The sequence below is a fragment of the Marivivens sp. ABH4_498 genome (assembly GCF_056160585.1).
In genome coordinates, this window is the sequence record NZ_JBSWXL010000002.1 from 254,567 (window position 1) to 278,764 (window position 24,198).

A 24,198-nucleotide genomic window follows, 5' to 3' on the forward strand; every position below is an offset into this window, starting at 1 on the left:
TTGGACCATCCATATCCATAGCGCAGTGGCAATTCAAACCCACCAAAAGCAAGAAAGTGACTTCTCCCGATGGTGTGAATTGCTTGTCACAGTACAACCTCTTATTTTGCGGGGAAATCGGGCGATCCCGACAGGAGACATCGTTATGACCACCAATACATTTAGCCGCCGTGCTTTTCTTGCGGCGACGGCCGCGACCATTGGGTCGACCGCAGCTGCACAAACATCGAATTCCACCGAAATCGAAGGCGACCTGTCGCAGTCGTTGCAGCGGAATATTTCCAGCTTTCGTTCGTTGGATTGGCAGCCATATTTCACCAACCTGAACAACGGCGCAATTCTGGTCGATACACAAAGCCGCGCGTTGCATTTCTGGTCCGAAGACGAATCGGTCTATAAACTGTTCCCGACATCTGTTCCGATGACTGCGGATTTAACGCGCTTGGGTCGAACAGAGATTATTCGCAAGGTCGTTGGCCCTGATTGGCGTCCGACCCCTTCGATGTTGGAACGTAATCCTGATTGGCCTGAATACATTGGTCCGGGCCCGGATAATCCGTTGGGAACGCATGCATTATACCTGTCGTGGACCTATTACCGCATCCACGGCACCCACGATACGCGAAAAATTGGGCGTCGATCATCAAATGGTTGCATCGGTTTGTACAACGAACATATCGCAAATTTGTATGATTTGACCAAAGTCGGCACACAAGTGTTGCTAATTTGACAAATTTGCCCGTGTGATCGTGTGAATCTTATCTAAATTGCTTGGCAAACCTCAGAAAGTTCTAGTTTACAGAATACACGAGGTAAGTCTTATTTGTCGGCTGCCGCCCTCAACCTTTGGTCAGCCGGCAAGAATTGGAGAAATATTATGAAAAAGATCGCTCTGGCCGCTGCTTTCGCTGGCGTTGCATCGACCGCTGTTGCTGGCGGCATGGCACCTGTTGTTGTCATGGAACCAGTTGTTGTTGAAGAAGCAGCTGCACCATCGTCGTCGAACGGCCTGATCATCCCAATGATCGCTCTGGCACTGATCGCAGTAGCGTCGCAGAACTAATTTCTGTTCTGTAATCGAATTAAAAAGGGCCGGTTGCGTTTGCAGCCGGCCCTTTTGTTTTAGTCGATCCAACCCGCAAGGTTGGTTTTGATGATATCCGTCAGCGCGTCGATATGCGCCGGATCATCATTCAGGCACGGGATATAGGTGAAATGTTCACCGCCTGCGTGCTCAAAGCTTTCTTTGATTTCTTCGTTGATCTCTTCCAACGTTTCGATGCAATCGGCGCTGAATGCAGGGGCGCAGACGGCAATATTGGTGTGACCCTGTTCGGCCAGGCGCGCGACTTCTTCGACCGTGTACGGCTGAAGCCATTCTTCGGGGCCGAATTTCGACTGGAAGGTCGTGATGATCTGATCGTCCGCCCACCCCAGACGTTCCTTTAGCAGGCGTGTGGTTTTGGTGCATTGGCAGTGATACGGATCGCCGCCTTCGGTCAGATAGCGTTTTGGCAGGCCGTGGTAGGAACAAACCAGTTTGGTCGGTTTGACTTCGGCTGCGTCATAGGCGCGTTGAACGGATGCGGCCAACGCGTCGATGTATTTTTCATGTTCGAAATAGGGGGCAACAACGCGCGGAACAGGTTGCCATTTTTCGTCCATCAAGGCGCGGAAAAACTGGTCATTCGCAGTGGCCGATGTTGCGCCTGCGTATTGCGGATACAGCGGGAAAAATAGGATTTTATCGCAGCCCGCCGCGACCATTTCACTGACCTTGGACGCGGTCGAAGGGTTGCCGTAGCGCATGCAGAAATCAACGATCACCTGATCGCCATAGGCGGCCTCGATCTCTTTGCGGATGGCGTCCGTTTGGTCGCGCGTGATCGTCAGTAGGGGGCTTTCGTCGCGTTCATTGTTCCAGATGGATTTATAGGCCGCGCCGGATTTTTGCGGACGGATCGACAGGATGATGCCCTGCAGGATCGGCTGCCATTTCCACGCGGGATAATCGATCACGCGTTTGTCCGACAAAAATTCGCTTAGGTAGCGACGCATGGACCAATAGTCGGTGCCATCAGGCGTGCCTAGGTTAGCTAGCAAAACGCCAATGCGTGTTGGTTTGACTTTGGGGTGATCCTTTGGCGCGTGGGCCGGACAAACGGCGATGCCGCCGGTGTTCTTGGTCTGGGTCATATTCCTCGTTCCGCATTTTAGGGGCAGAGTTAATCCGCCAGCCGCAATGGTCAATTATTCGTATCGGGTAGTTTCAGTTCTCTTGCACCCAGCGCGTCAGCTAGCCGCGCCTGAGCCGACCCCGGACGCAGCGGTTTTTGCTGATCGTCCGATGGCGCCCATCCGGTCAGATAGATGATTTCAAAGGTCGCGTTGATGCGCCCCTGATCGTCGCCGTAGTGGGATTTGTAAATGTTGCCTGCCGTTTCAAACACGGCGCGGCGTGTTGGCGTGCGTAGACGTGCGTCCAGCGCGTTGGATTCGCCCATCGCCCGCACATCCCGCATCAGTGCCCAGATGTCGGTATAGGACACGTTCAGCACGGCTGTATCCGCCACTGGCAGCGCCACCGATGATCGTTGTAGCAGCGACCCCATATCGCGGATTTCGCCCATGGGCGCGATGCGTGGGGACAGGCCGCCTGTCACGCGGCTTTCGGCCTCGGCCAGACAGGTGCGCAGTTCATGCAGGGTTTGACCGCCGAACATCGCACATAGGAACAACCCATCAGGGCGCAGCGCGTTGCGCGACTGTACGATCTGGCCAATCGGATCATTGGCCCAATGCATCGACATGGCGTGTACGACCAGATCGTGCTGCAACGGTTTTAGATCCAGCAGGTCCGTATCAGCTGCATGTGTGGCATTCGGGAAATACTGGCCCCAGTAATCTGGCTGCCCTGACACAACGGCAACGTCCGTAAAGGTTCTGTTAACCTCGCCGAGTCTTTCTTGAATTTCGTCTGCGACGGCATCGAACAGAAAGGTTTCGGTCATCCGGCTTCGGTTTTTGTTCAGCGCGGCGCGATCAGTGATTTGGGGCGGTTTGGTCATAGGCTGTATGTAAGGAAAACTATCGATGTTGCAAAGCATCCTGCGAATGGTCATGCCGCGTCAATGTGGCCTGTGCGACGCGTTGACCGAATCTGACACGGGGCTGTGCCCGACGTGCTGGGCGGATACAGATTATGCGTTTGGCGCAATTTGCACCTGCTGCGGTGTTGTTCTGGTCGGCGAAGGCGACGGGCATTGCGATGACTGTCTGGCCAGCCCGCGCGACTGGGATCAGGGCCGCACGGTTTTCGGGTATTCGGGCGCTGGGCGCAAAATGGTGCTGGGTCTAAAACATGGGGACAGGCACGATCTGGTGCCTATGCTGTCACGGCAAATGGCGCGCGTTGCGGCGCCTCTGCTGGAACCTGACAGCATTTTATTGCCTATCCCGCTGCATTGGACCCGATTTTTGAAACGGCGGTACAATCAGTCGGCATTATTGGCGCAGGGCATAGCCAAACGATCCGCCGTTCAAGTGATCGAAGACGGTCTACTGCGCACGGTCCGAACCAAAACGACCCAAGGGATGACGCGCGATGAACGGATTGCCGCACAAAACGGAACGATAGCGATAAACCCCAAAAGGGCCGAGGCGATCGCGAATAGGCCCGTCATTTTGATTGATGACGTGATGACGACGGGGGCGACTTTGGGGGCTGCGGCGCAGGCTGTTCATACCGCAGGCGCACGGCGGGTTTGTGTTCTGACACTGGCGCGCGCGGTCAAAGACCCCTAGATACATAGCATATCGAAAAGGTGAGCTATGAAACCTGTTGAAATTTACACGACCCCGATTTGCGGATTTTGTCACCGCGCGAAAATGTTGCTGAAATCCAAAGGCGTCGAATTTACCGAAGTCGACCTGTTCGACGAACCAGAGCGCCGCGAAGAAATGATTCAACGCGCAAACGGTGGTCGCACTGTGCCGCAAATCTGGATCGGCGACGATCACGTTGGCGGCTGCGACGATCTATATGCGCTGGAACATGCGGGTAAACTGGACGCGATGCTGGCATGAAGGCGGCTCTGATCCAGTTTTGTGGATCGGATGATCCGGCGGACAATCTGGCGCGGATCAGCGCGATGATTGAATCCGCTGCGGATCAGGGCGCGGGGTTTGTCCTAACGCCCGAAGTCACCAATATCGTGTCGCAAAATCGGTCGCATCAGAACGATATTCTAAGGCATCAGGACGATGACCCGACTTTGGCAGGTCTGCGCAATCTGGCCGCGCGATTGGGGATTTGGCTGTCGATCGGATCGATTGCCGTGAAAACCGATGATCCTGACGGACGGTTCGCCAATCGGTCGTTTGTGATCGATCCAGCGGGGGATATCGCCGCGTGGTACGACAAAATCCATATGTTCGACGTGACCGTGTCGGAAACCGAAACCTACCGCGAATCTGCTGGGTTTAGGCCTGGGGATTGGGCGGTGGTGTGCGATACGCCCTTTGGCAAACTGGGGCTGTCGGTCTGTTATGACGTGCGTTTTGCGCATCTTTACCGTTCGTTGGCCCATGCGGGGGCTTCGATCATTCTGGTGCCTGCGGCCTTTTCTCCTGTGACGGGCGCGGCGCATTGGGAACCGTTGTTGCGGGCGCGGGCGATTGAAAACGGCGCCTATGTTTTGGCCTCTGCGCAAACGGGCACGCATCCTGCAAAGTCAGGCAAAAGTCGCCAAACTTATGGGCATACAATGGCTATTTCACCTTGGGGCGCGGTTATTGCGGATGCAGGCACGTCCGAAGGTATTGTTTTCGTTGATCTTTGCCCCGAAGAGGTGTCAAAAGCACGGCAGCGTATTCCGTCTTTGTCGCATGACAAACAGTTTAAGGGCCCCGATGGACAGTCAGACCAATAACCTTGCGGTGACTTTGTTCAGTGAAATTCTGACGGTGGACCAATTGGCCCGCGCCAACGTTGCGCGCGTTCTGCCCAAAGGGATGGAGCTGTCGCATTTTTCCGTTCTGAACCATTTGGCTCATTCGGGCGTTGAACGGTCCCCTGCGCAGCTGGCGAAAACGTTTCACCTGACGCGCGGCGCTATGACCAACACGCTGGGTAAACTGGAATGGGCGGGCTGGGTGCATATCCGCCCCGATTGGGACGATGCCCGCCGCAAAATGGTGGCGATCTCCCCCGCTGGCATGCAGGCGCGGGATGCGGCGCTGGCGGCGATGACACCGGTGATTGCGGGTCTGGTTGAACGGGTCGGCGCGGAAAAAGTGCGGTCGGTTCTGCCTGTGTTGCGCGAATTGCGCCAAGTCCTAAGCGATAACGAATGATCCGGTCTGAGGGCATACGCAGTGACCTGATGGTGATGCGGGGGTTTACCCATGTCACCGAACATTCCGAATACTACGAATTCCACACGCCGGATGAACCTGATTTTTGGTACGGCAACTGCATCGTGGAAAAGATGCCTCCGATCGATCCCGCGACGGTTTTGGCGCGGTTTGATCGGCATTTCCCAACGTCGAAACATGCGGTGATCTGCTGGGATATTCCCGATTTTCAAATGGCCGAAGCGACCGCAGATTGGTTCCGCGAACGCGGTTTCAGCGTCGAACGGGATGTGTTCCTGTCGGGCGGGCGTGACATCAATCGGTTTGACCTGCCTGACGGCATCACCGCCCGACCCATCGGCGATGATGACTGGGGCCAGCTGATCGACGCGCAACAGGCTATCGGCGTCGAATTGGGCTTTGCTGACGCAACGCATCGCAGTTATCTGGAGTCCCGCAACGCGCGCCGCCGCGATCAAATTGCGCGGGGCGAAGGCCAATGGTTTGGCGCGTTTGATGGCGATCTATTGGTCGCCGATTTGGGTATTTTCCACGATCAGGACGTCGCGCGGTATCAGGCGGTGGCGACCCATGTTGACTACCGCGGTCGCGGCATTTGTGCGGCGCTGTTGGGTATTGCGCATGAATGGGCGATTGCCCGCGCCCCCGATGCGACCGTGTTGATTGCGACAGACGCCACTGGCAGTGCCCGCCGCGTCTATGAACGTGTGGGGTTCAAACCGTTCGAGGTGATCACAAGCGTGATGAAACGCGCCTATTAGCGTTTGATCGATGCGGTGACGTAGTTGACCGATAGATCGCGGTCGCTGACGGACCATGTCCACAGGATCGGGTTGAATACGAACCCTTTGCGGTCGACAGGATCCAGACCCGCGCGGGCGATCAGGTCGAACAGTTCATCAGGCGTGATGAATTTCGACCATTCATGGGTGCCCTTTGGCAGCCAGCGCATGATGACCTCGGCCCCGACGATGGCAACGGCATAGGATTTCGGATTGCGGTTGATGGTCGAACAGATGTGCAGACCGCCCGGTTTCAACAGTTGCTGACAGGCCGTCAGATAGGCCAGAGGGTCGGCGACGTGTTCGACGACCTCCATATTCAAAACGACGTCGAATTGTTCGCCCGCTGCGGCCATCGCTTCGGCTGTGGTGAAACGATAATCGATGTCCAGACCCGATTGGCGGGCGTGGGCTTGCGCCACGGGGATGTTGCGTTCAGCGGCATCAACTCCCACGATTGTCGCGCCCAGACGCGCCATAGGTTCGCACAGCAAACCGCCGCCGCACCCGATGTCCAGAATGCGCAACCCGTCGAATGGGCGGTCAGAATCCAAGTCTCGGCCGAATTCGGCAGCGATTTGTTCGGTGATGTACCCCAGACGCACAGGATTCATCATATGAAGGGGTTTGAATTTACCCTCTAGGTCCCACCATTCGGCGGCCATCGCTTCGAATTTTGCGACTTCTGCGGGATCAACGGTGGTTTGTGTCATTTGTGAACCTTTGCGGTGATGGATTGAACGCACGAGGTGCTATATAGGTGGACCATGGATAGAACATCAGGTCAAAGACGCGCTGTGCCGCACCTTTACCCCCCGATCGACCCATTTGACCAGCAGATGCTGAACGTGGGGAACGGGCACCATATTTATGTCGAACAATGCGGACGTCCAGATGGCGTGCCCGTGATTGTCGTGCACGGTGGCCCCGGGGGTGGATGCAGCCCCGCGATGCGGCGGTATTTCGACCCTGAAGTGTACCGTATCATTTTGTTCGATCAGCGCGGATGCGGCCGGTCCACGCCAAGCGCTTGCGTGGATCACAACACCACGTGGCATCTGGTCGCCGACATGGAAACGATCCGCGACCGCCTAGAGATCGACAGCTGGTACACGTTCGGCGGCAGCTGGGGCGCGACCCTGTCGTTGATCTATGCGCAGACGCATCCTGACCATGTGCGCGGCATCGTGCTGCGCGGTGTGTTTTTGATGACGCAGCCCGAATTGGATTGGTTCTATGGCGGCGGCGTTGGCAGTTTCTGGCCCGACCTGTGGGATAATTTCGCAGGCATGGTCCCCGAGGACGAACGGCATGATCTGATTGGCGCTTATCATAAACGTCTATTCGGCGGCGATTCCGTGGTCGAGGCGAAATTCGCGCGGTCTTGGACTCTGTGGGAAAATGCACTGGCGTCGATTGAATCCAATGGTTTCAGCGGCGAAGTGCCCGCCTATTTCGCCCGCATGTTTGCGCGGCTGGAAAACCATTATTTTATCAACAACGGGTTCCTGACGGACGACACCGCGATCCTGAACAATATGGATAAATTGCAGGGCATTGACGGGTTCATCGTGCAAGGGCGTTACGACATGATTTGCCCACCGCAATCCGCCTATCGCCTGCATAAATTGTGGAAAGGGTCGCGCCTGCGAATGATCCCGCATGCGGGTCACGCGCTGTCCGAACCGGGGATTACCCGTGAATTGGTGCGCGTTATGGATGACATCGCGGCCCACCAATGAAAAACGGCCCCGATTGGGGCCGTTTGTTTTTAACCGTGTAGCGCCTCGATGGCTTGGGTCAGGTTGACCGTGCCTGTCACCGCGCCGGTTTTGTCGGTTACCCCGATGGTCTGATCGGGGGCTTGTGCCAATGGCGACAAAGCTTCCTCTAGCACCGTAGATCCCGGCAGGGTCGGGCCGTCATAACCCGTCACAGGCGATTTCAGACCCGTCAGGCGGATCACCTTGGCGCGGTTAATGTCCTTGGTGAAATCGGCGATGTAATCATCGGCGGGTTTCAGAACGATTTCCTGAGCATCGCCCTGCTGGATCATCGCACCGTCACGCAAAATCGCGATGTTGTCGCCCAGACGTAGGGCTTCGTCCAAGTCGTGAGTGATAAAGATGATCGTTTTGTGCAGTTCTTTTTGCAGCTCTAGCAGGATGGACTGCATGTCGAAACGGATCAGCGGGTCCAATGCGCTGAACGCTTCGTCCATCAGCAGGATATCGGCGTCGTTTGCCAAGGCGCGGGCCAGACCCACACGTTGCTGCATACCGCCCGACAGCTGACCGGGGTAATGCTGTTCATATCCCGTCAGGCCAACGCGATCGATCCAGTGCTGAGCCCGCTTTTGCGCCTCTGCCTCTGGTACGCCCTGAATTTCCAGACCATAGGCCACGTTTTCCGCAATCCGGCGATGCGGCAGTAGGCCGAATTTCTGGAATACCATTGCCATCTTTTTACGGCGCATTTCGCGTAGTTGGGTGTCGTTCATCGCCAGAACGTTTTCGCCATCGATCAGGATTTCACCATCGGTGGGTTCAATCAGACGGTTGATGTGGCGGATCAGGGTCGATTTGCCCGACCCCGATAGGCCCATCACGACCTGAATTTGCTTTTCTGGGATATCCAGCGACACGTTGTGGATACCCAGCACGTGGTTGTGTTTGTCCAGCAGTTCGGGTTTGGTCATGCCTGCTTTGACGTCTGGCAGCACCTTTTGCGGGTTGTTGCCAAAGATTTTGTACAGGTTTTTGATGCTGACTTTGGTCTGGGTCATTTGCTTTGCCCCCGATAGGCTTGCAGGCGTTTGCCGTAGCTTTGTGTGACGCGGTCAAAGATGATGGCCAGCGCAACAATGGCCAGACCGTTCATCAGGCCCAGTGCCAGATATTGGTTCGAAACGGCGCGCAGGACGGGCACACCCAGACCTTTGACGCCAATCATCGACGCAATCACGACCATGGATAGCGCCATCATGATGGTTTGGTTGATGCCTGCAAAAATGTTCGGCAGCGCCAAAGGCACCTGAACGCCCAGCAGTTTTTGTTTCGGGGACGCACCGAACGCATCGGCGGCTTCTAGCACGTCTTTGTCCACCAGTCGGATGCCTAGATTGGTCAGGCGCACGATGGGCGGGATCGCGTAGATGCAGACCGCCAACAGGCCCGGGACTTTGCCGATGCCCAACAACATCACAACGGGGATCAGATAGACGAACGACGGGATGGTTTGCATCACGTCCAAAACTGGCGTGATCACCGATTGTGTGCGGTCGGACCGCGCCATGAGGATACCCAAAGGAATTCCGACGACGATACAGACCAACGTGGCAACCGAAATGATTGCCATGGTTGCCATTGTATCCTCCCACATGCCCAGCACGCCGATAGCGACAAATGCCAGAACAGACGCAACGGTGATTTTCCATGACCGTGACCCCAGCCATGCCAGACCACCAATGATGATCAGGAACAAAGGCCAAGGCATTCCCAGTAGTAGTTTTTCAAACCAGATCAGAAAATGCAGCAGCGGGTCGAAAAAGTTTTCGAGCGATTCACCGTAAGCGCGGGAAAAGCTGCGAAAGGTTTCATCGATTGCCTGACGAAGCGACGTTAGATCGCGTCGCCCCATAGAAGGAAATTCAGTCAGGAATTCCATTATGTATCCTTGTTTTTATGCGTTGAAACGGGCGGACCATTTACGCGAAAACGGGGAGCCGCAGCCCCCCGTTCGAAAAGTTCATGCTAAAATTACAGAGCCGATTTGATGGCTTCTGCTGCCTCTGGTGTTACCCACTGGGTCCAGATGTCTTCGTGCTCTTCTAGGAATACATAGGCTGCGTCTGCGCCGGTTGCCTGGTTTTCAGTCATGTATACCAGCATGGCGTTCATGATTTCGCCCGGGAATACGCGCTGTTTCAGGTAATCCACTGCGATACCGCCCTGCTGCATCAGGTTATCGGTGATAACGGTGTGCACTTCGGATTCGGTGTAGGACGATGGCTGTGGGTCCAGACATTCCTGCTCAGGCTTTACGATACAGCCGTCCCAGTTTTCTGTGCCAGCCCATTCGGTTTCCCATTCCAGCAGTTGCAGGTTGTATTTGCCGATGATCGCGGTTGGCGCCCAGTAGTAACCGAACCATGGTTCGCCGCGGTCGGATGCTTTGGCGATTGCGCCGTCCAGACCTGCTGCCGAACCTGGATCAACCAAGGTCCAACCTTTTTCTTCCATGTCGAACGCGCGGAACAGCTGCGCGTTGGACAGCTGACAGCCCCAACCTGCAGGACAGCCCATGAATGCGCCCAGCGATTCATCTTCGGCGTATGGGAACAGCTCTGGGTGCTCTAGCACTTTTTCAACGGTGTTCAGTTCTGGGTGTTCTTCTGCGAATTGTGCGGTGACCCACCAACCTTCGCCCAGCTGAGTGATTGGGCCCTGCAGAACCGAATGCAGGCGGCCTTCTTCGATCGCGGCGTTCAGCGGGTCGCGCACAGCGTTGACCCATAGTTCGCCAGCGATATCTGGTTCGCCTTTTTCGTTCATCGACGCAAAGATGGTCGTGGTGCCGCCTGGGATCAGTTCGATGTCACAACCGAAACCTTCCTCTAGGACGATTTTGTCGACGTTGGCCATCAGTTCAGCCGATGCCCAGTTCATTTCGGCCATCGTGTAGGACCCACATTCCTGAGCCATCGCGGCAGAGCCAGCAAATGCAGAAGTCATTGCCACAGCGGCAACAGCACCAAGTTTGTTGAATTTCACGTTTAGTCTCCCTGACTATGTTTTTTGCGTTCGGCTTTTCATCAGCCTGCACGCCATTAGCTTAGGGTAAGTTGTGCAAAAACGACGCCTTGCCCTAAGATTATGTCGCAAACAGAACATAAACTTGGGTTTAAGTAAATCAATTCAATCGCTTTTGCGCCAATTTATGTCGCAAACTAACCGTCTGAGATGGGGTTGATCAATTTTTAAGAGTGGACCGCATAGGCATGGTTGTCTAACGTCGTCAGGCCTAGCGGATAAAGGAAACGTGCATTTTGCAGACCTATAAACGTAGACGATTGCTCCAGTATGGTATGGCAGCGGCAGTGTTTTCTGCGGCTGGCGCTGGTGCATTTGCGCGTGGACAAGGTGGCCGTTTGTCCGTTGGCCTGTCTGGTGCGCAAGCGTCCGACAATTGGGATGCCCGCACCTTTTCCGACAGCTTTATGATTGCCTGTGCACAGGGTGCCGTTTTTGATTGTTTGACCCAAGTTTCTGCAGACGGATCCATCGTCGGCGAACTGGCGCAATCGTGGGAATCGTCCCCCGATGGGCGGATTTGGACGGTTGATCTGCGGCAGGGCGTGACGTTCCACAACGGCGCAGCCTTTACGGCGGCGGATGTGATTGCGTCCTTTGATCTGCACCGTGGATCGCAATCTGGCGCCCGCCCGATTGTCGATGAAATACAGCAGATCACCGCGTTGAATGATCACTGTGTTCAGTTCACGCTGACCTCGGGCAATGCGGATTTCCCGTATCTTTTGTCGGACTATCACCTGATCATCTATCCGGCGTCCGATATGGACGCTGCGATTGCCAAAGGCATCGGTACAGGATTGTACCGCGTCGAACAGTTCCAGCCCGGTGTGAAATTCGTCGGGCTGCGGGTAGAACGCCATTACAAAGACGGTGATGCGGGATGGTTTGACCGTGTTGAATTTATCGCGATGAACGACCGCGCGGCGCGGATGAATGCGTTGATCACTGGGCAGGTCGATGCGGTGGACCGCGTTGATCCGTCCTATGTGGCGCGTTTGTCGACGCATCCGACGATGCGGATACTGGAAACCGCTGGCAACATGCATTTCGGGTTCGCGATGCGCATGGATCAGGCGCCGTTTGACGATCCGCACATGCGTTTGGCGATGAAACACGGGATCAATCGTCAGGGCATCGTGGATAACGTGCTGCATGGCCATGGCCGAGTCGCCGCCGACAGCCCGATTGGCCCTGCGAATGCGTATTTCGCCGATCTGGCACCGACACCGTATGATCCTGACCGTGCGCAATGGCATTTGCGACAGGCGGGTGTGAATGCTGTTGATCTGGCGCTGGGCTATTCCGCAGATGTGATGCCGCGTCCCATGGCGGACGGGTATCGCGACACGCTGGCGGCTGCGGGGATCAACGTGACCTTGGACGCGCTATCGGCGGATTCGCAGTTGTCCGCGACCTATTGGTCTGGCCGCATCACCGAAGACTGGATGCTGACCACAGCCTATAAGGCGGGCAGCCCGTGGAATGAAACGCGCTGGGCAGACGGTCGGTTTGAACAGCTGCTGATCGCGGGCCGTGCGGAATTCGACAGCGACCTGCGCCGCGAAATCTATGCTGACCTGCAAAAAATGCTGCGCGACGATGGCGGTATGGTCATTCCTGCTTTTGCCAATTGGATCGGCGCGACCAGCACGCGGATCGCGACTCCGCATGAAATCGGCAACCTCTGGCCGCTGGATAATGCGCGTTTTGCCGAACGTTGGTGGGTGGCCTGACGGTTTTCCTTGCAGATTCGTGCCAATCGATCTATATGGCATCTCAACAGCGGCGCTGACGGCCTTGTGCCTGACGCTCCACCGGGAAACATCGACGGGCCGCGCGCCCGTTTTTTTGTGTTCGGAGAACAGATGAACGATCTGATCGCCAAGGCGGCAATGGACCGCCGCATTGCAGACATTATCACCCCAGTCATCGAAGACATGGGGTTTGAAATCGTGCGCGTGCGCCTGATGACCAGCACCAAGGAAACGATCCTACAGGTCATGGCGCAAAAGCCCGACGGTACGATCGAAGTAGACGATTGCGGCAACATCAGCACTGCGATTTCCGCTGTGCTGGACGTCGAAGACCCCGTGGTCGAGGCCTATAGCCTAGAGGTGTCATCGCCCGGTATCGACCGTCCGCTGACCCGCCTAAAGGATTTCGATCAATGGGCTGGTTACACGGCCAAAATCGAAACCACTGAACTGATTGATGGCCGCCGCCGTTTCAAAGGCGCGCTGGCTGGTACCGAAGATGACGAAGTGCTGATCACGCTGGATGATCAAGCCGAAGAGGTCACCATCGGTCTGAAATTCGAATGGTTGTCGGATGCCAAACTGGTTCTGACAGACGAATTGATCCGCGAAGTGCTGCGCGGTCGCAAGGACAAGGGCCAGATTGACGAGGCCCAGTATGACGAAGTTGAAACCATCATTGATGGCGACGAGGAGTAAGAGAAATGGCAATTACCTCTGCTAACCAGCTAGAGCTGCTTCAAACTGCCGAAGCTGTTGCACGCGAAAAGATGATCGACCCAGGTCTGGTTGTCGAAGCGATGGAAGAGTCGCTGGCCCGCGCTGCAAAGTCCCGCTACGGTTCGGAAATGGACATCCGCGTATCCATCGACCGCAAAACCGGTAAAGCGACCTTTACCCGCGTGCGTACCGTCGTCGAAGACGAAGAGCTGGAAAACTATCAGGCTGAAATGACCGTCGAACAGGCGCGTCAGTACATGGACAACCCAGAGGTCGGCGACGTCTATTCCGAAGAAGTCCCACCCGTTGAACTGGGCCGTATCGCTGCGCAGTCCGCGAAACAGGTTATCCTGCAAAAAGTCCGCGAAGCAGAGCGTGACAAGCAGTACGAAGAATTCAAAGACAAGAACGGCACCATCATCAACGCTGCTGTTAAGCGCGAAGAATATGGCAACGTGATCGTCGATGTGGGCGCTGGCGAAGCTGTTTTGCGCCGCAACGAAAAAATCGGCCGCGAAGCGTACCGCCCGGGCGACCGTATTCGTGCGTACGTCAAAGACGTGCGCCGCGAACAGCGTGGTCCTCAGATTTTCCTGTCGCGTACTGCACCGGAATTCATGGCCGAACTGTTCAAAATGGAAGTGCCTGAAATCTACGAAGGCATCATCGAAATCAAAGCGGTGGCTCGTGACCCAGGTTCGCGCGCGAAAATCGCTGTTCTGTCGACCGACGGTTCGATCGATCCTGTTGGCGCTTGCGTCGGTATGCGCGGTAGCCGCGTTCAGGCCGTTGTGAACGAACTGCAGGGTGAAAAGATCGACATCATCCCGTGGAACGAAGATATGCCAACCTTCCTTGTGAACGCGCTGCAGCCTGCAGAGGTTTCCAAGGTTGTTCTGGACGAAGAAGCCGGCAAAATCGAAGTCGTCGTCCCAGAAGAGCAGCTGTCGCTGGCCATCGGCCGCCGCGGTCAGAACGTGCGTCTGGCATCCCAGCTGACCGGTCTGGACATCGACATCATGACCGAAGAAGAAGAATCCAAGCGCCGTCAGGCCGAATTCGAGGTCCGCACGAAACTGTTCGTCGAAACCTTGGATCTGGACGAATTCTTTGCTCAGTTGCTGGTTGCCGAAGGTTTCACAAGCCTAGAAGAAGTGGCCTACGTTGAACTGGACGAACTGCTGGTCATCGACGGTGTCGACGAAGACACCGCAAACGAATTGCAGGCACGTGCACGCGACTACCTAGAAGCGCAAGCTGCCAAAGCATTGGAAGCGGCTCGCGCAATGGGCGTCGAAGACAGCCTGATCACGTTTGATGGTCTGACACCACAAATGGTCGAAGCCTTGGCCGAAGACGGCGTGAAATCGCTAGAAGATTTCGCAACCTGCGCCGACTGGGAACTGGCTGGCGGCTGGACCACTGTGAACGGTGAACGCGTCAAAGACGACGGCGTTCTGGAAAAATTCGATGTGAGCCTTGAAGAAGCTCAGAACCTGATCATGACCGCTCGTGTCATGCTGGGTTGGGTCGATCCAGAAGAGCTGACCGCTGACGTCGAAGAAGAGGAGGCCGAGGAGTAATTCCTCGGGGGCCTTGTAATTGACGCGCGGCGGACAACATAAGGACAGGGGCGCAGACCCGGAACGTCGGTGCATAGTCACCGGCGACGTCCAACCAACAGCCGGTTTGGTTCGGTTTGTGGTTGGGCCGGATAATACGGTCTACCCTGATGTCATGGAAAAACTGCCCGGTCGCGGCATGTGGGTGACTGCCACCCGCGATGCGATCAGCCAAGCCGGCAAGGGACAGTTTTCCCGATCCGCAAAGGCACAAGTAAATGTGCCGGACAATCTGGCGGATGAAGTCGAACGCCAGTTGGCTCGCCGTGTTACTGACCTGATCGCATTGGCCCGCAAGGCGGGTCTGGCGGTCTGTGGGTTTGAAAAGGTCAAAGATTGGCTCGCAGGGAGCGCACGTGTTCGCGTTCTACTGCAAGCATGCGACGGATCAGAACGTGGCAAAGCAAAATTATGGACGCCGCAAGGCGCCCGTTACTTCGATTGCCTGACAGCCGACGAATTGGGTTTGGCTTTTGGACGGCAAAGTGTGATACATGGCGCGCTCTCTACTGGTGGACTCAGCGACCGTGTTGTAGAGGAAGCCGCAAAGCTGAAAAGCATGCGTGTAACTGACGGCGGCAATTCGGCCACCGGAAAGGAAAAAGAAGCTAGATGAGCGATAACGACGGAAAAAAACCTCTTGGCCTGCGTGGCGGTTCTGGAAACGTAAAGCAGAGCTTTAGTCACGGGCGTACCAAGAACGTCGTGGTTGAGACCAAACGCAAACGCGTTATGGTCCCAAAACCAGGCGCAGCGAAATCGGGTGGATCATCCTCCCCTGCGTTGGGTGACCCGAAAAAGCGTCCAGCAGGCATTTCGGATGCCGAACTGGAACGCCGTATGAAAGCTTTGGCCCTGGCCAAAGCCCGCGAAGCCGAAGAGGCAGCGCAACGCGCAGCCGAAGAAAAGGCCCGCGAAGAAGAACGCGAACGCCGCCGCGCCGAGGCAGAAGCCAAGGAACGCGAAGAGCGTGAGCGCGAAGAAGCATTGAAGGCAAAGGCCGAAGAGGAAGAGCGCAAAAAGCGTGAAGCCGAAGAAGCTGCCAAACGTGCTGCAGAAGAAAAGAAAAAAGCCGCCGCTGCCAAAGCTGCGCCAGCCGCAGATCAAAACCAAGCGGACGATCGCGGTGGTGCACGCAATGCGGGCCCTGCACCTTCGGGCGCGCGCAAAACCGACAATCGTCGCGACGATAACCGCGATGATAACAAAGGCGGCAAAGGCAAAGGCGCTGGCCGTGACGGCGGACGTCGTTCCGGTAAACTGTCGCTGAACGATGCGCTGTCCGGTCGTGACGGTCGTCAGCGTTCGATGGCGTCGATGAAGCGTAAGCAGGAAAAAGCCCGTCAAAAAGCGATGGGTGGCCAGCAGCAGCGTGAAAAAGTTGTGCGCGACGTTCAGTTGCCAGAAGCGATCACCGTTGCAGAGCTTGCCAACCGTATGGCGGAACGTGTGGCTGATGTTGTGAAGGCTTTGATGCAGAACGGCATCATGGCAACGCAGAACCAGACCATCGACCAAGATACTGCAGAACTGATCATCGAAGAATTCGGCCACCGCGTACAGCGCGTGTCGGATGCTGACGTTGAACAGGCGATCGAACAGGTCCAAGACAAAGCCGAAGATCTGGAAGCTCGCCCACCTGTGATCACCATCATGGGTCACGTTGACCACGGTAAAACATCGCTGCTGGACGCAATCCGTAAAGCGAACGTTGTATCGGGCGAAGCGGGCGGCATTACCCAGCACATTGGTGCATATCAGGTGACTACGGAATCCGGCGCGGTTCTGTCGTTCTTGGATACTCCGGGCCACGCGGCGTTTACGTCGATGCGTGCCCGCGGTGCGCATGTGACCGATATTGTTGTTCTGGTTGTTGCGGCGGACGACGCTGTGATGCCGCAGACCATCGAAGCGATCCACCACGCGAAAGCTGCTGGCGTTCCGATGATCGTTGCGATCAACAAATGCGATAAACCTGACGCAAACATCGACAAAGTACGCACTGACCTGCTGATGCACGAAGTGATCGTCGAAAAAATGTCGGGTGATGTGCAGGACGTCGAAGTTTCGGCCAAAACCGGCAAAGGTCTGGATCAACTGCTAGAAGCCATCGCGCTGCAGGCAGAGATTCTGGAACTGAAAGCGAACCCGAACCGCGCTGCACAAGGCGCTGTGATCGAGGCTCAGCTGGACGTAGGCCGCGGCCCAGTGGCAACCGTTCTGGTTCAGAACGGTACGCTGAAACGTGGTGACATCTTTGTTGTGGGCGAACAGTGGGGTAAAGTCCGCGCGCTGATCAACGACCAAGGTGAACGCGTTGACGAAGCTGGCCCATCGGTTCCTGTCGAAGTTCTGGGCCTGAACGGTACACCAGAAGCAGGCGACGTTCTGAACGTAACCGAAACCGAAGCACAAGCCCGCGAGATTGCTGAATACCGTGCCCACGCTGCGAAAGAAAAACGCGCAGCAGCCGGCGCAGCAACCACGCTGGAACAGCTGATGGCGAAAGCGAAAGAAGACGAAAACGTCTCTGAGTTGCCTGTTGTTGTGAAAGCAGACGTTCAAGGTTCGGCAGAAGCGATCGTTCAAGCGCTGGAAAAAGTCGGCAACGACGAAGTCCGCGTGCGCGTCATTCACTACGGCGTAGGTGCGATCACCGAAACCGACGTGGGTCTGGCCGAAGCATCGGGCACGCCTGTCATCGGCTTTAACGTCCGTGCAAACGCACCGGCACGTAACTCGGCCAACCAAAAAGGCGTAGAGATCCGTTACTATTCGGTCATCTATGATCTGGTCGACGACATCAAAGCGGCTGCATCTGGCCTTCTGTCCGCAGAAATCCGTGAAAACTTCATCGGTTATGCGAACATCAAAGAAGTGTTCAAAGTGTCCAACGTCGGCAAAGTTGCTGGCTGTTTGGTCACCGAAGGTGTGGCACGTCGTTCGGCTGGCGTACGTCTGCTGCGTGACAACGTGGTTATCCACGAAGGCACCCTGAAGACCCTGAAGCGTTTCAAAGACGAAGTGGCTGAGGTTCAGTCCGGTCAGGAATGCGGTATGGCATTTGAAAACTACGATGATATCCGCCCAGGCGATGTGATCGAGATTTTCGAACGCGAAGAGATTGAGCGTAGCCTGTAAAGGCTACGCCACATCGGCACAGCAAAAAGGGGACAGTCTGATGACTGTCCCCTTTTCGTATTCTGGGGTATTTGGCAGCGTGAGTGTGGCTTAGGACGCTTTGTTTGCTGGTTTGCCAGCATAGTTTTTGCCTTCGACGTTGACCAAGATGCGGCCATTGTCCAAGTCGCGAACGTACAAGCCTTGCACGGAAACAGAGCTACCAACTGTGATTGTTTTGAGCATTTTGTCACCTTTGCGTTCAGGACGTGCGTAAATATGTATCACACAACGAATGCGCGATCACTAAAAATCCGTCACATTATTGACATAAACACCAGACTATGAGCGGTGAAATTTTCAGCGCTTGCACGAACTGTCAGCAACAGGTGGCTTTAAACTGGGCGGCCCACATAGTGTTTGTCGCCGACGCGTACGACAACACGGCCGTTTTCCGAATCACGCACGTATAGACCCTGAATAGCGACGCAGCTTCCAATTGTGATTGTACGGAGCATGATTTGACCCTCGGCTAGGTTTTCCTAAGGCCAGAATACAACGACGCCCTCTGCGATGGCAGAAGGCATCGGTAGCTTGTTTATAGCCAGTCGAATAGGATCGGTATCAACGGGATGTCAGCAGGCGGCATAGGGTAGTCGCGCAGTTGGTGTTTGCTGACCCATTTCAGGGTTTGGCCTTCTTTGGGTTGCGGCGTGCCGTTCCAACGGCGGCAGGCAAACAGCGGCATCAGCAGGTGGAAATCATCGTAGCTGTGCGATGCAAAGGTCAGCGGCGCAAGGCAGCTGTCCCATGTTTCGATCCCCAGTTCTTCGTGCAATTCGCGAACCAAAGCGGCCTCGGGTGTTTCGCCGGCTTCGATCTTGCCGCCGGGGAATTCCCATAGGCCAGCCATGGATTTGCCTTCGGGGCGTTGGGCCAGCAGAACGCGCCCATCAACATCGATGAGCGCGACTGCGGAAACTAGGATCACCTTTTTCGTCATGAACGATAGTCCGCGTTGATGCGGATGTATTCATAGGTCAGGTCACAGGTCCAAACCGTGGCTTTGCCCGTGCCCAGACCCAGATCGACACCGATCACAAGGTTCTGGTTTTTCATGTAGGCGCTGGCGTCTTCTTCGGAATAGTTGGGGGCGCGCCAACCGTTTTCCGCAACCACGATATCGCCAAAGCGGATCGACAGTTTATCACGGTCCGCATAAGCGCCCGATTTACCCACAGCCATCACAACGCGGCCCCAGTTGGCGTCTTCGCCCGCGATGGCGGTTTTTACCAATGGGCTGTTCGCGGTCGCCATAGCCACCTTGAACGCGTCCTGATCGTTTTGGGCACCTGTGACGGTGATTTCGACGAATTTCGATGCGCCTTCGCCGTCACGGACAACCTGATGGGACAGGTCCAGCATCACGTCATGCAGGGCAGCAACGAAATCATCGTTGTCCGTCACATCCACGCCCGAAGCCCCCGTCGCGCCGATCAGCAGCGTGTCAGAGGTCGACGTGTCGCTGTCCACCGTGATGCAGTTGAACGTACGGTCGGTCAGCTGGCTTAGCGCTTGTTGCAGCGCATCATGGCCGATTTTCGCATCCGTAAAGATGTATACCAGCATGGTCGCCATATCGGGCGCAATCATGCCCGACCCTTTGGCGATGCCCGCGATTTTCACGGGTTTGCCACCCACATTGATCGTCGCGCTGGCGCCTTTGGGGAAGGTGTCGGTGGTCATGATCGCCTTGGCCGCTGGCGCGATGCCAACAGGGTCAAGGTTGTCCACCAATTCACCGATTTTCGCGGTGATGCGGTCATAGGGCAGGGGTTCGCCAATGACGCCAGTGGATGATGTGAACACGCGGTTCGCATCGATGCCCATTTGTTCGGCAACACCAGCGCATAGGGCGTCCACGGCTTCGACGCCGCGGCTGCCGGTAAAGGCGTTGGAGTTGCCAGAGTTTACGATAATCGCAGCCCGACCCGCCTGTGTCTTGCCGTTTTTGACCTGACAATCCAGCACGTTAGCCGAACGGGTCGCGGAACGTGTGAACACGCCTGCGACGGTCGAACCTTCGGCCAATTCGGCCAGCATAACGTCCGTGCGGTTTTTATATTTCACACCCGCCATAGCGGTTGCGAAACGAACACCATCAATGACCGGTAGGTCAGGAAATGCCGCAGGGGCAAGAGGCGAGACGGGCATGATTAATTACTGCTCCAGCAGGTCGATGTTGGACAAAGCTTCTGGGTCGATGGTGCCTGCTTCGATGCGGGTGATCTCGGCGCCTTCTTCCAGAGCGGTCAGATATTCGGTTACAACGGTTTCTTCAATCTGGCCCGCGATTTCAGGGCGCAGTTCGTCGATCGATGGCAATGCCTGATCGCGCACTTCGTTCAGTTTGATGATGTGCCAGCCGAATTGGGTTTCAACAGGGCCCGATACTTCGCCAGCTTCCATTTCCATAACGGCGGCTTCGAATGGTTGAACCATCATGCCTTGGCCGAACCAACCCAGCGAACCACCGTTCGGGCCGGATGGGCCGGTGGACAGTTCCATCGCCAGTTCTGCGAAATCTTCGCCTGCGTTGGCGCGTTCCTGAACGGTTACGGCTTCTTCTTGGGTTGCGACCAGAATGTGCGACGCGTTGTATTCTTGCGCTGGGGTCACATCGGCGAACATTTCGTCATAGGCGGCTTGGATCGCTTCTTCGGTCACGTTTTCAGCGGAAATCGTAGCGATGCGTTCGCCTGCTTTGATCGAACGTTCTTCGTTTTCCAGCGCGATCAGGGCGCGTGCTGGCACGTCGGTTAGTTCGTCCGCCAGCAGTTGCTGCTGGATCAGCTGTTCCAGGATGCCGTCATACAGAACGTCGGCAGGCAATTGCGCGTACTGCTGTGGCAGCTGCGCGCGGGTGATGATCATGTGACCTAGTGTGATGTCGGTGCCATTTACGGTTGCAACAACAGTGTTCGGATCGGCGTCTTGTGCGTTTGCGGCAACGGCGGTCAGTGCGAATGCAGACACTGCTGCCAATTTGGTCAAATAATTCATCAATTTTTTCTCATCTGGGCCGCAAAAGGGCTGCGGCGTTGACACTTTATGGCCCCCACCTTACATGCGTTCAAGGCTGATAGAGGCCGGATTGCCCCTTGTTTAGGCTTTGCCACTACGGGCGACAAGCGGCCTCTGATCATAACGATGTTATAATGCCCGTGAACGGGCGCGGAGAGAACATGCTCGGATTCGGAACGCTGGCCAAAAAGGTGTTTGGCACCGCGAACGATCGCAAGATCAAGGCAACCAAACCAGTCGTTGCAAAGATCAACGCCCTAGAGCCCGAGTTTGAAAAGCTGACCGACGCGCAGTTGATCGAAAAAACTGCAGAGTTCAAAGAGCGCCTGTCCAAAGGCGAAACGCTGGACCAGCTGCTGCCCGAAGCATTCGCAAACTGCCGCGAAGGCGCGAAGCGCGCACTGGGTCTGCGTGCGTTCGACGTTCAGTTGATGGGCGGCATTTTCCTGCACCAAGGCAACATCGCAGAGATGAAGACCGGCGAAGGTAAAACGCTGATGTCCACCTTTGCGGCCTATTTGAACGCGCTGACGGGCCGCGGCGTGCATGTTGTGACCGTGAACGATTATCTGGCCGCACGCGACGCCGAATGGATGAGCAAAGTCTACGGCGCGTTGGGTCTGACCACGGGCGTTGTGATCCCGAACCAGCCCAAAGATCAAAAACGCGACGCCTATGCCTGCGACATCACTTATTCGACGAATAACGAATTGGGCTTTGATTACCTGCGCGACAACATGGCGACCGATCTGGCCCAGATGATGCAGCGTGACCACTATTTTGCGATCGTGGACGAGGTCGATTCGATCCTGATCGACGAAGCGCGCACGCCTTTGGTTATTTCGGGCCCAGCCCAAGACCGTTCGGAAATGTATGTCACAATCGACAAAGTCATTCCCGGCATCCAAGACGACCATTTCACATTGGATGAAAAATCCCGTCAGGTGACATTCACCGACGAAGGCAACGATTATCTGGAAACGCAGCTAAAGGCAGCGGGCCTGCTGGACGCAGAACATACGCTGTACGATCCAGAAAGCACCACATTGGTCCACCACGTGAACCAAGCGTTGCGCGCGCATAAAATGTTCACCAAGGACAAAGACTACATCGTGCGCGATGGCGGCATCGTTCTGATCGACGAATTTACGGGCCGTATGATGGCTGGCCGTCGTTTGTCCGATGGTTTGCATCAGGCGATCGAAGCCAAAGAAGGCTGCAAGATCCAGCCAGAGAACGTCACGATGGCGTCGGTTACGTTCCAGAACTATTTCCGTCTGTACGACAAATTGGGCGGCATGACCGGTACGGCCATGACCGAAGAAACCGAATTCCGCACCATCTATAATTTGGGCGTTGTCGCTGTTCCAACCAACCGTCCTGTGGCGCGTGTGGACGAACACGACCAGATTTATCGTTCGGCACAGGAAAAATACGCGGCGATCACCAAAGAGATCCAAAAGGTTCATGAAACCGGACAGCCGATCCTTGTTGGTACGACCTCGATCGAAAAATCCGAATATCTGTCGCAGTTGCTGACAGCCGCGGGTGTACCGCATAACGTTCTGAACGCACGTCAGCACGAACAAGAGGCGCAGATCGTTGCGGACGCAGGTAAACTGGGTGCAGTGACCATTGCGACGAACATGGCGGGCCGTGGTACCGACATCAAATTGGGCGGTAACGTCGAACACAAGGTTCTAGAGGCAATCGCCGCAGAACCTGACGCCGATCCAGAAACCATCCGCGCCCGCATCGAAGAAGCGCACAAAGCAGATGAAGAGGCAGTTAAGGCTGCTGGTGGTCTGTATGTTCTGGCTACAGAACGTCACGAATCCCGCCGTATCGACAACCAGCTGCGCGGTCGTTCGGGCCGTCAGGGTGACCCAGGGCGTTCGTCGTTCTATCTGTCGCTGGACGATGATCTGATGCGCATCTTTGGGTCGGAACGTCTGGAAAAAGTTCTGTCCGGTCTGGGCATGAAAGAAGGCGAAGCGATCGTTCACCCTTGGGTCAACAAATCGCTGGAACGCGCACAGGCCAAGGTCGAAGGTCGTAATTTTGATATCCGCAAACAGCTATTGCAGTTTGACGATGTGATGAACGAACAGCGCAAAGTGATTTTCAAACAGCGCCGTGAAATCCTCGAAGCGGAAGATCTGTCCGAAATCGTTACCGACATGCGTCAGGATGCGATTGATGATATTGTGGACCAGTTCATCCCTGAACGCAGCTATGCGGATCAGTGGGATGCCGAAGGTCTGTATGCCGCATCCATTGAAAAGCTGAATCTGGACGTGCCGATCATCGATTGGGCCAAAGAAGACGGCGTAGACGAAGACGATCTGCGGACCCGATTGATCGAAGCCAGCGACAAGCTGATGGCAGAAAAGCTAGAGGCGTTTGGCCCTGAAACCATGCGTCAGGTGGAAAAGCAGCTTTTGTTGACCACCATCGATGCAAAATGGCGCGAACACCTGCTGACACTTGAACATCTGCGTTCGGTTGTTGGTTTGCGCAGCCATGCACAGCGTAACCCTCTGGATGAATATAAAAACGAATCCTTCCAGTTGTTCGAAGGCATGTTGGAAAGCCTACGCGAAGACGTGACCCAGAAATTGTCGCGTATTCAGCCGATGACCAAAGAACAGCAGGAACAGATGGTCCGTCAGATGATGGAACAGCAGCGCCAGCAACAAATGGCATTGGCCGCTGCCGCGCAAGCCCAAGCAGCCCCTGCGGGCGAAGCAAAAGCAGGGTTTGATGAAACCGATCCAACGACATGGGGCAATCCAGGTCGCAATGATGATTGCCCATGTGGATCGGGTAAAAAATTCAAACATTGCCACGGCAAACTGTAATTGCCTTATTTCGGCCCGAATGAATCCCATTTCGGGCCGACCTAAGAACACCATTGAAACGTAGC

Annotated in this window: 25 protein-coding genes; 14 read left to right on the top strand and 11 right to left on the bottom strand. The window is 55.7% G+C overall.

Translation table 11 applies throughout. The annotated features are described in order from the left end of the window. Positions 1 to 145 precede the first annotated feature (145 nt). Together ACXAGA_RS05280 and ACXAGA_RS05285 are read left to right on the top strand one after the other, a co-directional pair. The gene (locus ACXAGA_RS05280) at positions 146 to 730 is read left to right on the top strand and encodes a L,D-transpeptidase (protein WP_475116477.1); all 585 of its coding nucleotides are present in this window, start codon (positions 146 to 148) and stop codon (positions 728 to 730) included. A gap of 147 nt (positions 731 to 877) precedes the next feature. Continuing rightward, positions 878 to 1,063: a hypothetical protein gene (locus tag ACXAGA_RS05285; protein ID WP_475116478.1), complete on the top strand. Its 186-nt coding sequence runs from the start codon at positions 878 to 880 to the stop codon at positions 1,061 to 1,063. 59 nt (positions 1,064 to 1,122) lie between these two features. Here ACXAGA_RS05285 and hemH read toward each other — a convergent pair whose 3' ends face one another. Then, the gene (hemH, locus tag ACXAGA_RS05290; protein ID WP_475116479.1) at positions 1,123 to 2,196 is read right to left on the bottom strand and encodes a ferrochelatase; all 1,074 of its coding nucleotides are present in this window, start codon (positions 2,194 to 2,196) and stop codon (positions 1,123 to 1,125) included. Positions 2,197 to 2,246: 50 nt separating this feature from the next. Then, positions 2,247 to 3,068: a methyltransferase domain-containing protein gene (locus tag ACXAGA_RS05295; RefSeq protein WP_475116480.1), complete on the bottom strand. Its 822-nt coding sequence runs from the start codon at positions 3,066 to 3,068 to the stop codon at positions 2,247 to 2,249. 25 nt (positions 3,069 to 3,093) lie between these two features. Between ACXAGA_RS05295 and ACXAGA_RS05300 the strand changes: the two genes are divergently transcribed. Genes ACXAGA_RS05300 through ACXAGA_RS05320 form a run of 5 tightly spaced genes read left to right on the top strand, consistent with a single transcriptional unit; the run spans position 3,094 to position 6,137 of the window. Then, on the top strand, positions 3,094 to 3,804 hold the full coding sequence (locus tag ACXAGA_RS05300; RefSeq protein ID WP_475116481.1) for a ComF family protein: 711 nt from the start codon (positions 3,094 to 3,096) through the stop codon (positions 3,802 to 3,804). A gap of 27 nt (positions 3,805 to 3,831) precedes the next feature. After that, entirely contained in the window at positions 3,832 to 4,086 is a 255-nt protein-coding gene (gene grxC, locus ACXAGA_RS05305) for a glutaredoxin 3 (protein WP_475116482.1), read from the top strand. Continuing rightward, positions 4,083 to 4,931 (top strand): carbon-nitrogen hydrolase family protein, encoded by an 849-nt coding sequence (locus ACXAGA_RS05310; RefSeq protein WP_475116483.1) that lies wholly within the window; start codon positions 4,083 to 4,085, stop codon positions 4,929 to 4,931. Before grxC ends, ACXAGA_RS05310 begins: the two co-directional genes overlap by 4 nt. Next, on the top strand, positions 4,912 to 5,355 hold the full coding sequence (locus tag ACXAGA_RS05315; RefSeq protein ID WP_475116484.1) for a MarR family winged helix-turn-helix transcriptional regulator: 444 nt from the start codon (positions 4,912 to 4,914) through the stop codon (positions 5,353 to 5,355). Before ACXAGA_RS05310 ends, ACXAGA_RS05315 begins: the two co-directional genes overlap by 20 nt. Next, the gene (locus tag ACXAGA_RS05320) at positions 5,352 to 6,137 is read left to right on the top strand and encodes a GNAT family N-acetyltransferase (RefSeq protein WP_475116485.1); all 786 of its coding nucleotides are present in this window, start codon (positions 5,352 to 5,354) and stop codon (positions 6,135 to 6,137) included. Before ACXAGA_RS05315 ends, ACXAGA_RS05320 begins: the two co-directional genes overlap by 4 nt. On the opposite strand, the gene ubiG is transcribed toward ACXAGA_RS05320, so the two are convergent. Continuing rightward, positions 6,134 to 6,871: a bifunctional 2-polyprenyl-6-hydroxyphenol methylase/3-demethylubiquinol 3-O-methyltransferase UbiG gene (ubiG, locus tag ACXAGA_RS05325; RefSeq protein ID WP_475116486.1), complete on the bottom strand. Its 738-nt coding sequence runs from the start codon at positions 6,869 to 6,871 to the stop codon at positions 6,134 to 6,136. The two genes, ACXAGA_RS05320 and ubiG, sit on opposite strands and share 4 nt — an antisense overlap. Positions 6,872 to 6,925: 54 nt before the next feature. Here ubiG and pip point away from each other — a divergent pair, with 54 nt between their 5' ends. Beyond that, complete coding sequence (gene pip, locus ACXAGA_RS05330) at positions 6,926 to 7,900, top strand: prolyl aminopeptidase (protein WP_475116487.1); 975 nt, start codon at positions 6,926 to 6,928, stop codon at positions 7,898 to 7,900. A gap of 29 nt (positions 7,901 to 7,929) precedes the next feature. Here pip and ACXAGA_RS05335 read toward each other — a convergent pair whose 3' ends face one another. The 3 genes from ACXAGA_RS05335 to ACXAGA_RS05345 all read right to left on the bottom strand — a co-directional run bounded on the left by ACXAGA_RS05335 (position 7,930) and on the right by ACXAGA_RS05345 (position 10,930). Further along, positions 7,930 to 8,943 (bottom strand): quaternary amine ABC transporter ATP-binding protein, encoded by a 1,014-nt coding sequence (locus ACXAGA_RS05335; RefSeq protein ID WP_475116488.1) that lies wholly within the window; start codon positions 8,941 to 8,943, stop codon positions 7,930 to 7,932. Beyond that, a complete protein-coding gene (locus ACXAGA_RS05340) occupies positions 8,940 to 9,824 on the bottom strand; it encodes an ABC transporter permease (protein ID WP_086450998.1) in 885 nt (294 codons plus the stop codon). Before ACXAGA_RS05340 ends, ACXAGA_RS05335 begins: the two co-directional genes overlap by 4 nt. 92 nt (positions 9,825 to 9,916) lie before the next feature. After that, positions 9,917 to 10,930 (bottom strand): glycine betaine ABC transporter substrate-binding protein, encoded by a 1,014-nt coding sequence (locus ACXAGA_RS05345; protein WP_475116489.1) that lies wholly within the window; start codon positions 10,928 to 10,930, stop codon positions 9,917 to 9,919. Between the two features lie 314 nt (positions 10,931 to 11,244). On the opposite strand from ACXAGA_RS05345, the gene ACXAGA_RS05350 reads away from it, so the two are divergent. The 5 genes from ACXAGA_RS05350 (at position 11,245) to infB (ending at position 18,209) form a co-directional block, all read left to right on the top strand. Further along, positions 11,245 to 12,705 (top strand): ABC transporter substrate-binding protein, encoded by a 1,461-nt coding sequence (locus tag ACXAGA_RS05350; protein WP_475116490.1) that lies wholly within the window; start codon positions 11,245 to 11,247, stop codon positions 12,703 to 12,705. Between the two features lie 132 nt (positions 12,706 to 12,837). Further along, entirely contained in the window at positions 12,838 to 13,425 is a 588-nt protein-coding gene (gene rimP / locus ACXAGA_RS05355) for a ribosome maturation factor RimP (RefSeq protein ID WP_475116491.1), read from the top strand. Between the two features lie 5 nt (positions 13,426 to 13,430). Beyond that, the gene (gene nusA / locus ACXAGA_RS05360; RefSeq protein ID WP_475116492.1) at positions 13,431 to 15,029 is read left to right on the top strand and encodes a transcription termination factor NusA; all 1,599 of its coding nucleotides are present in this window, start codon (positions 13,431 to 13,433) and stop codon (positions 15,027 to 15,029) included. Between the two features lie 19 nt (positions 15,030 to 15,048). After that, complete coding sequence (locus ACXAGA_RS05365; RefSeq protein WP_475116493.1) at positions 15,049 to 15,684, top strand: RNA-binding protein; 636 nt, start codon at positions 15,049 to 15,051, stop codon at positions 15,682 to 15,684. Further along, positions 15,681 to 18,209, top strand: coding sequence for a translation initiation factor IF-2 (gene infB, locus ACXAGA_RS05370; RefSeq protein ID WP_475116494.1), 2,529 nt, complete (start codon positions 15,681 to 15,683; stop codon positions 18,207 to 18,209). The genes ACXAGA_RS05365 and infB overlap by 4 nt, the downstream gene beginning before the upstream one ends. Before the next feature lie 90 nt (positions 18,210 to 18,299). Here infB and ACXAGA_RS05375 read toward each other — a convergent pair whose 3' ends face one another. The 5 genes from ACXAGA_RS05375 to ACXAGA_RS05395 all read right to left on the bottom strand — a co-directional run bounded on the left by ACXAGA_RS05375 (position 18,300) and on the right by ACXAGA_RS05395 (position 21,251). Then, a complete protein-coding gene (locus ACXAGA_RS05375; protein ID WP_475116495.1) occupies positions 18,300 to 18,434 on the bottom strand; it encodes a hypothetical protein in 135 nt (44 codons plus the stop codon). A 149-nt stretch (positions 18,435 to 18,583) separates the two neighbouring features. Beyond that, positions 18,584 to 18,706 carry a hypothetical protein gene (locus tag ACXAGA_RS05380; protein ID WP_086450993.1) on the bottom strand — a complete coding sequence of 41 codons (123 nt, stop codon included), beginning with the start codon at positions 18,704 to 18,706 and terminating at the stop codon, positions 18,584 to 18,586. Between the two features lie 80 nt (positions 18,707 to 18,786). After that, positions 18,787 to 19,191, bottom strand: a complete 405-nt coding sequence (mutT, locus tag ACXAGA_RS05385; protein WP_475116496.1) for an 8-oxo-dGTP diphosphatase MutT — start codon at positions 19,189 to 19,191, stop codon at positions 18,787 to 18,789. Beyond that, complete coding sequence (argJ, locus tag ACXAGA_RS05390) at positions 19,188 to 20,402, bottom strand: bifunctional glutamate N-acetyltransferase/amino-acid acetyltransferase ArgJ (protein ID WP_475116497.1); 1,215 nt, start codon at positions 20,400 to 20,402, stop codon at positions 19,188 to 19,190. Before argJ ends, mutT begins: the two co-directional genes overlap by 4 nt. A 6-nt stretch (positions 20,403 to 20,408) precedes the next feature. After that, entirely contained in the window at positions 20,409 to 21,251 is an 843-nt protein-coding gene (locus ACXAGA_RS05395; RefSeq protein ID WP_475116498.1) for a peptidylprolyl isomerase, read from the bottom strand. Between the two features lie 182 nt (positions 21,252 to 21,433). On the opposite strand from ACXAGA_RS05395, the gene secA reads away from it, so the two are divergent. Beyond that, positions 21,434 to 24,133 carry a preprotein translocase subunit SecA gene (gene secA, locus ACXAGA_RS05400; RefSeq protein WP_475116499.1) on the top strand — a complete coding sequence of 900 codons (2,700 nt, stop codon included), beginning with the start codon at positions 21,434 to 21,436 and terminating at the stop codon, positions 24,131 to 24,133. The last annotated feature ends 65 nt before the right edge of the window (positions 24,134 to 24,198 follow it).

Excerpts from the sequence above, each read along its gene's own strand:
- ubiG (WP_475116486.1), bottom strand. The coding sequence starts at position 6,871 with ATGACACAAACCACCGTTGATCCCGCAGAAGTCGCAAAATTCGAAGCG.
- pip (WP_475116487.1), top strand. The coding sequence starts at position 6,926 with ATGGATAGAACATCAGGTCAAAGACGCGCTGTGCCGCACCTTTACCCC.
- grxC (WP_475116482.1), top strand. The coding sequence starts at position 3,832 with ATGAAACCTGTTGAAATTTACACGACCCCGATTTGCGGATTTTGTCAC.
- rimP (WP_475116491.1), top strand. The coding sequence starts at position 12,838 with ATGAACGATCTGATCGCCAAGGCGGCAATGGACCGCCGCATTGCAGAC.
- ACXAGA_RS05395 (WP_475116498.1), bottom strand. The coding sequence starts at position 21,251 with ATGAATTATTTGACCAAATTGGCAGCAGTGTCTGCATTCGCACTGACC.
- ACXAGA_RS05315 (WP_475116484.1), top strand. The coding sequence starts at position 4,912 with ATGGACAGTCAGACCAATAACCTTGCGGTGACTTTGTTCAGTGAAATT.
- mutT (WP_475116496.1), bottom strand. The coding sequence starts at position 19,191 with ATGACGAAAAAGGTGATCCTAGTTTCCGCAGTCGCGCTCATCGATGTT.
- ACXAGA_RS05310 (WP_475116483.1), top strand. The coding sequence starts at position 4,083 with ATGAAGGCGGCTCTGATCCAGTTTTGTGGATCGGATGATCCGGCGGAC.
- ACXAGA_RS05350 (WP_475116490.1), top strand. The coding sequence starts at position 11,245 with ATGGCAGCGGCAGTGTTTTCTGCGGCTGGCGCTGGTGCATTTGCGCGT.
- argJ (WP_475116497.1), bottom strand. The coding sequence starts at position 20,402 with ATGCCCGTCTCGCCTCTTGCCCCTGCGGCATTTCCTGACCTACCGGTC.
- ACXAGA_RS05285 (WP_475116478.1), top strand. The coding sequence starts at position 878 with ATGAAAAAGATCGCTCTGGCCGCTGCTTTCGCTGGCGTTGCATCGACC.
- ACXAGA_RS05375 (WP_475116495.1), bottom strand. The coding sequence starts at position 18,434 with ATGCTCAAAACAATCACAGTTGGTAGCTCTGTTTCCGTGCAAGGCTTG.
- ACXAGA_RS05340 (WP_086450998.1), bottom strand. The coding sequence starts at position 9,824 with ATGGAATTCCTGACTGAATTTCCTTCTATGGGGCGACGCGATCTAACG.
- secA (WP_475116499.1), top strand. The coding sequence starts at position 21,434 with ATGCTCGGATTCGGAACGCTGGCCAAAAAGGTGTTTGGCACCGCGAAC.
- hemH (WP_475116479.1), bottom strand. The coding sequence starts at position 2,196 with ATGACCCAGACCAAGAACACCGGCGGCATCGCCGTTTGTCCGGCCCAC.
- ACXAGA_RS05280 (WP_475116477.1), top strand. The coding sequence starts at position 146 with ATGACCACCAATACATTTAGCCGCCGTGCTTTTCTTGCGGCGACGGCC.
- ACXAGA_RS05295 (WP_475116480.1), bottom strand. The coding sequence starts at position 3,068 with ATGACCAAACCGCCCCAAATCACTGATCGCGCCGCGCTGAACAAAAAC.
- nusA (WP_475116492.1), top strand. The coding sequence starts at position 13,431 with ATGGCAATTACCTCTGCTAACCAGCTAGAGCTGCTTCAAACTGCCGAA.
- ACXAGA_RS05300 (WP_475116481.1), top strand. The coding sequence starts at position 3,094 with ATGTTGCAAAGCATCCTGCGAATGGTCATGCCGCGTCAATGTGGCCTG.
- ACXAGA_RS05320 (WP_475116485.1), top strand. The coding sequence starts at position 5,352 with ATGATCCGGTCTGAGGGCATACGCAGTGACCTGATGGTGATGCGGGGG.
- infB (WP_475116494.1), top strand. The coding sequence starts at position 15,681 with ATGAGCGATAACGACGGAAAAAAACCTCTTGGCCTGCGTGGCGGTTCT.
- ACXAGA_RS05335 (WP_475116488.1), bottom strand. The coding sequence starts at position 8,943 with ATGACCCAGACCAAAGTCAGCATCAAAAACCTGTACAAAATCTTTGGC.
- ACXAGA_RS05380 (WP_086450993.1), bottom strand. The coding sequence starts at position 18,706 with ATGCTCCGTACAATCACAATTGGAAGCTGCGTCGCTATTCAGGGTCTA.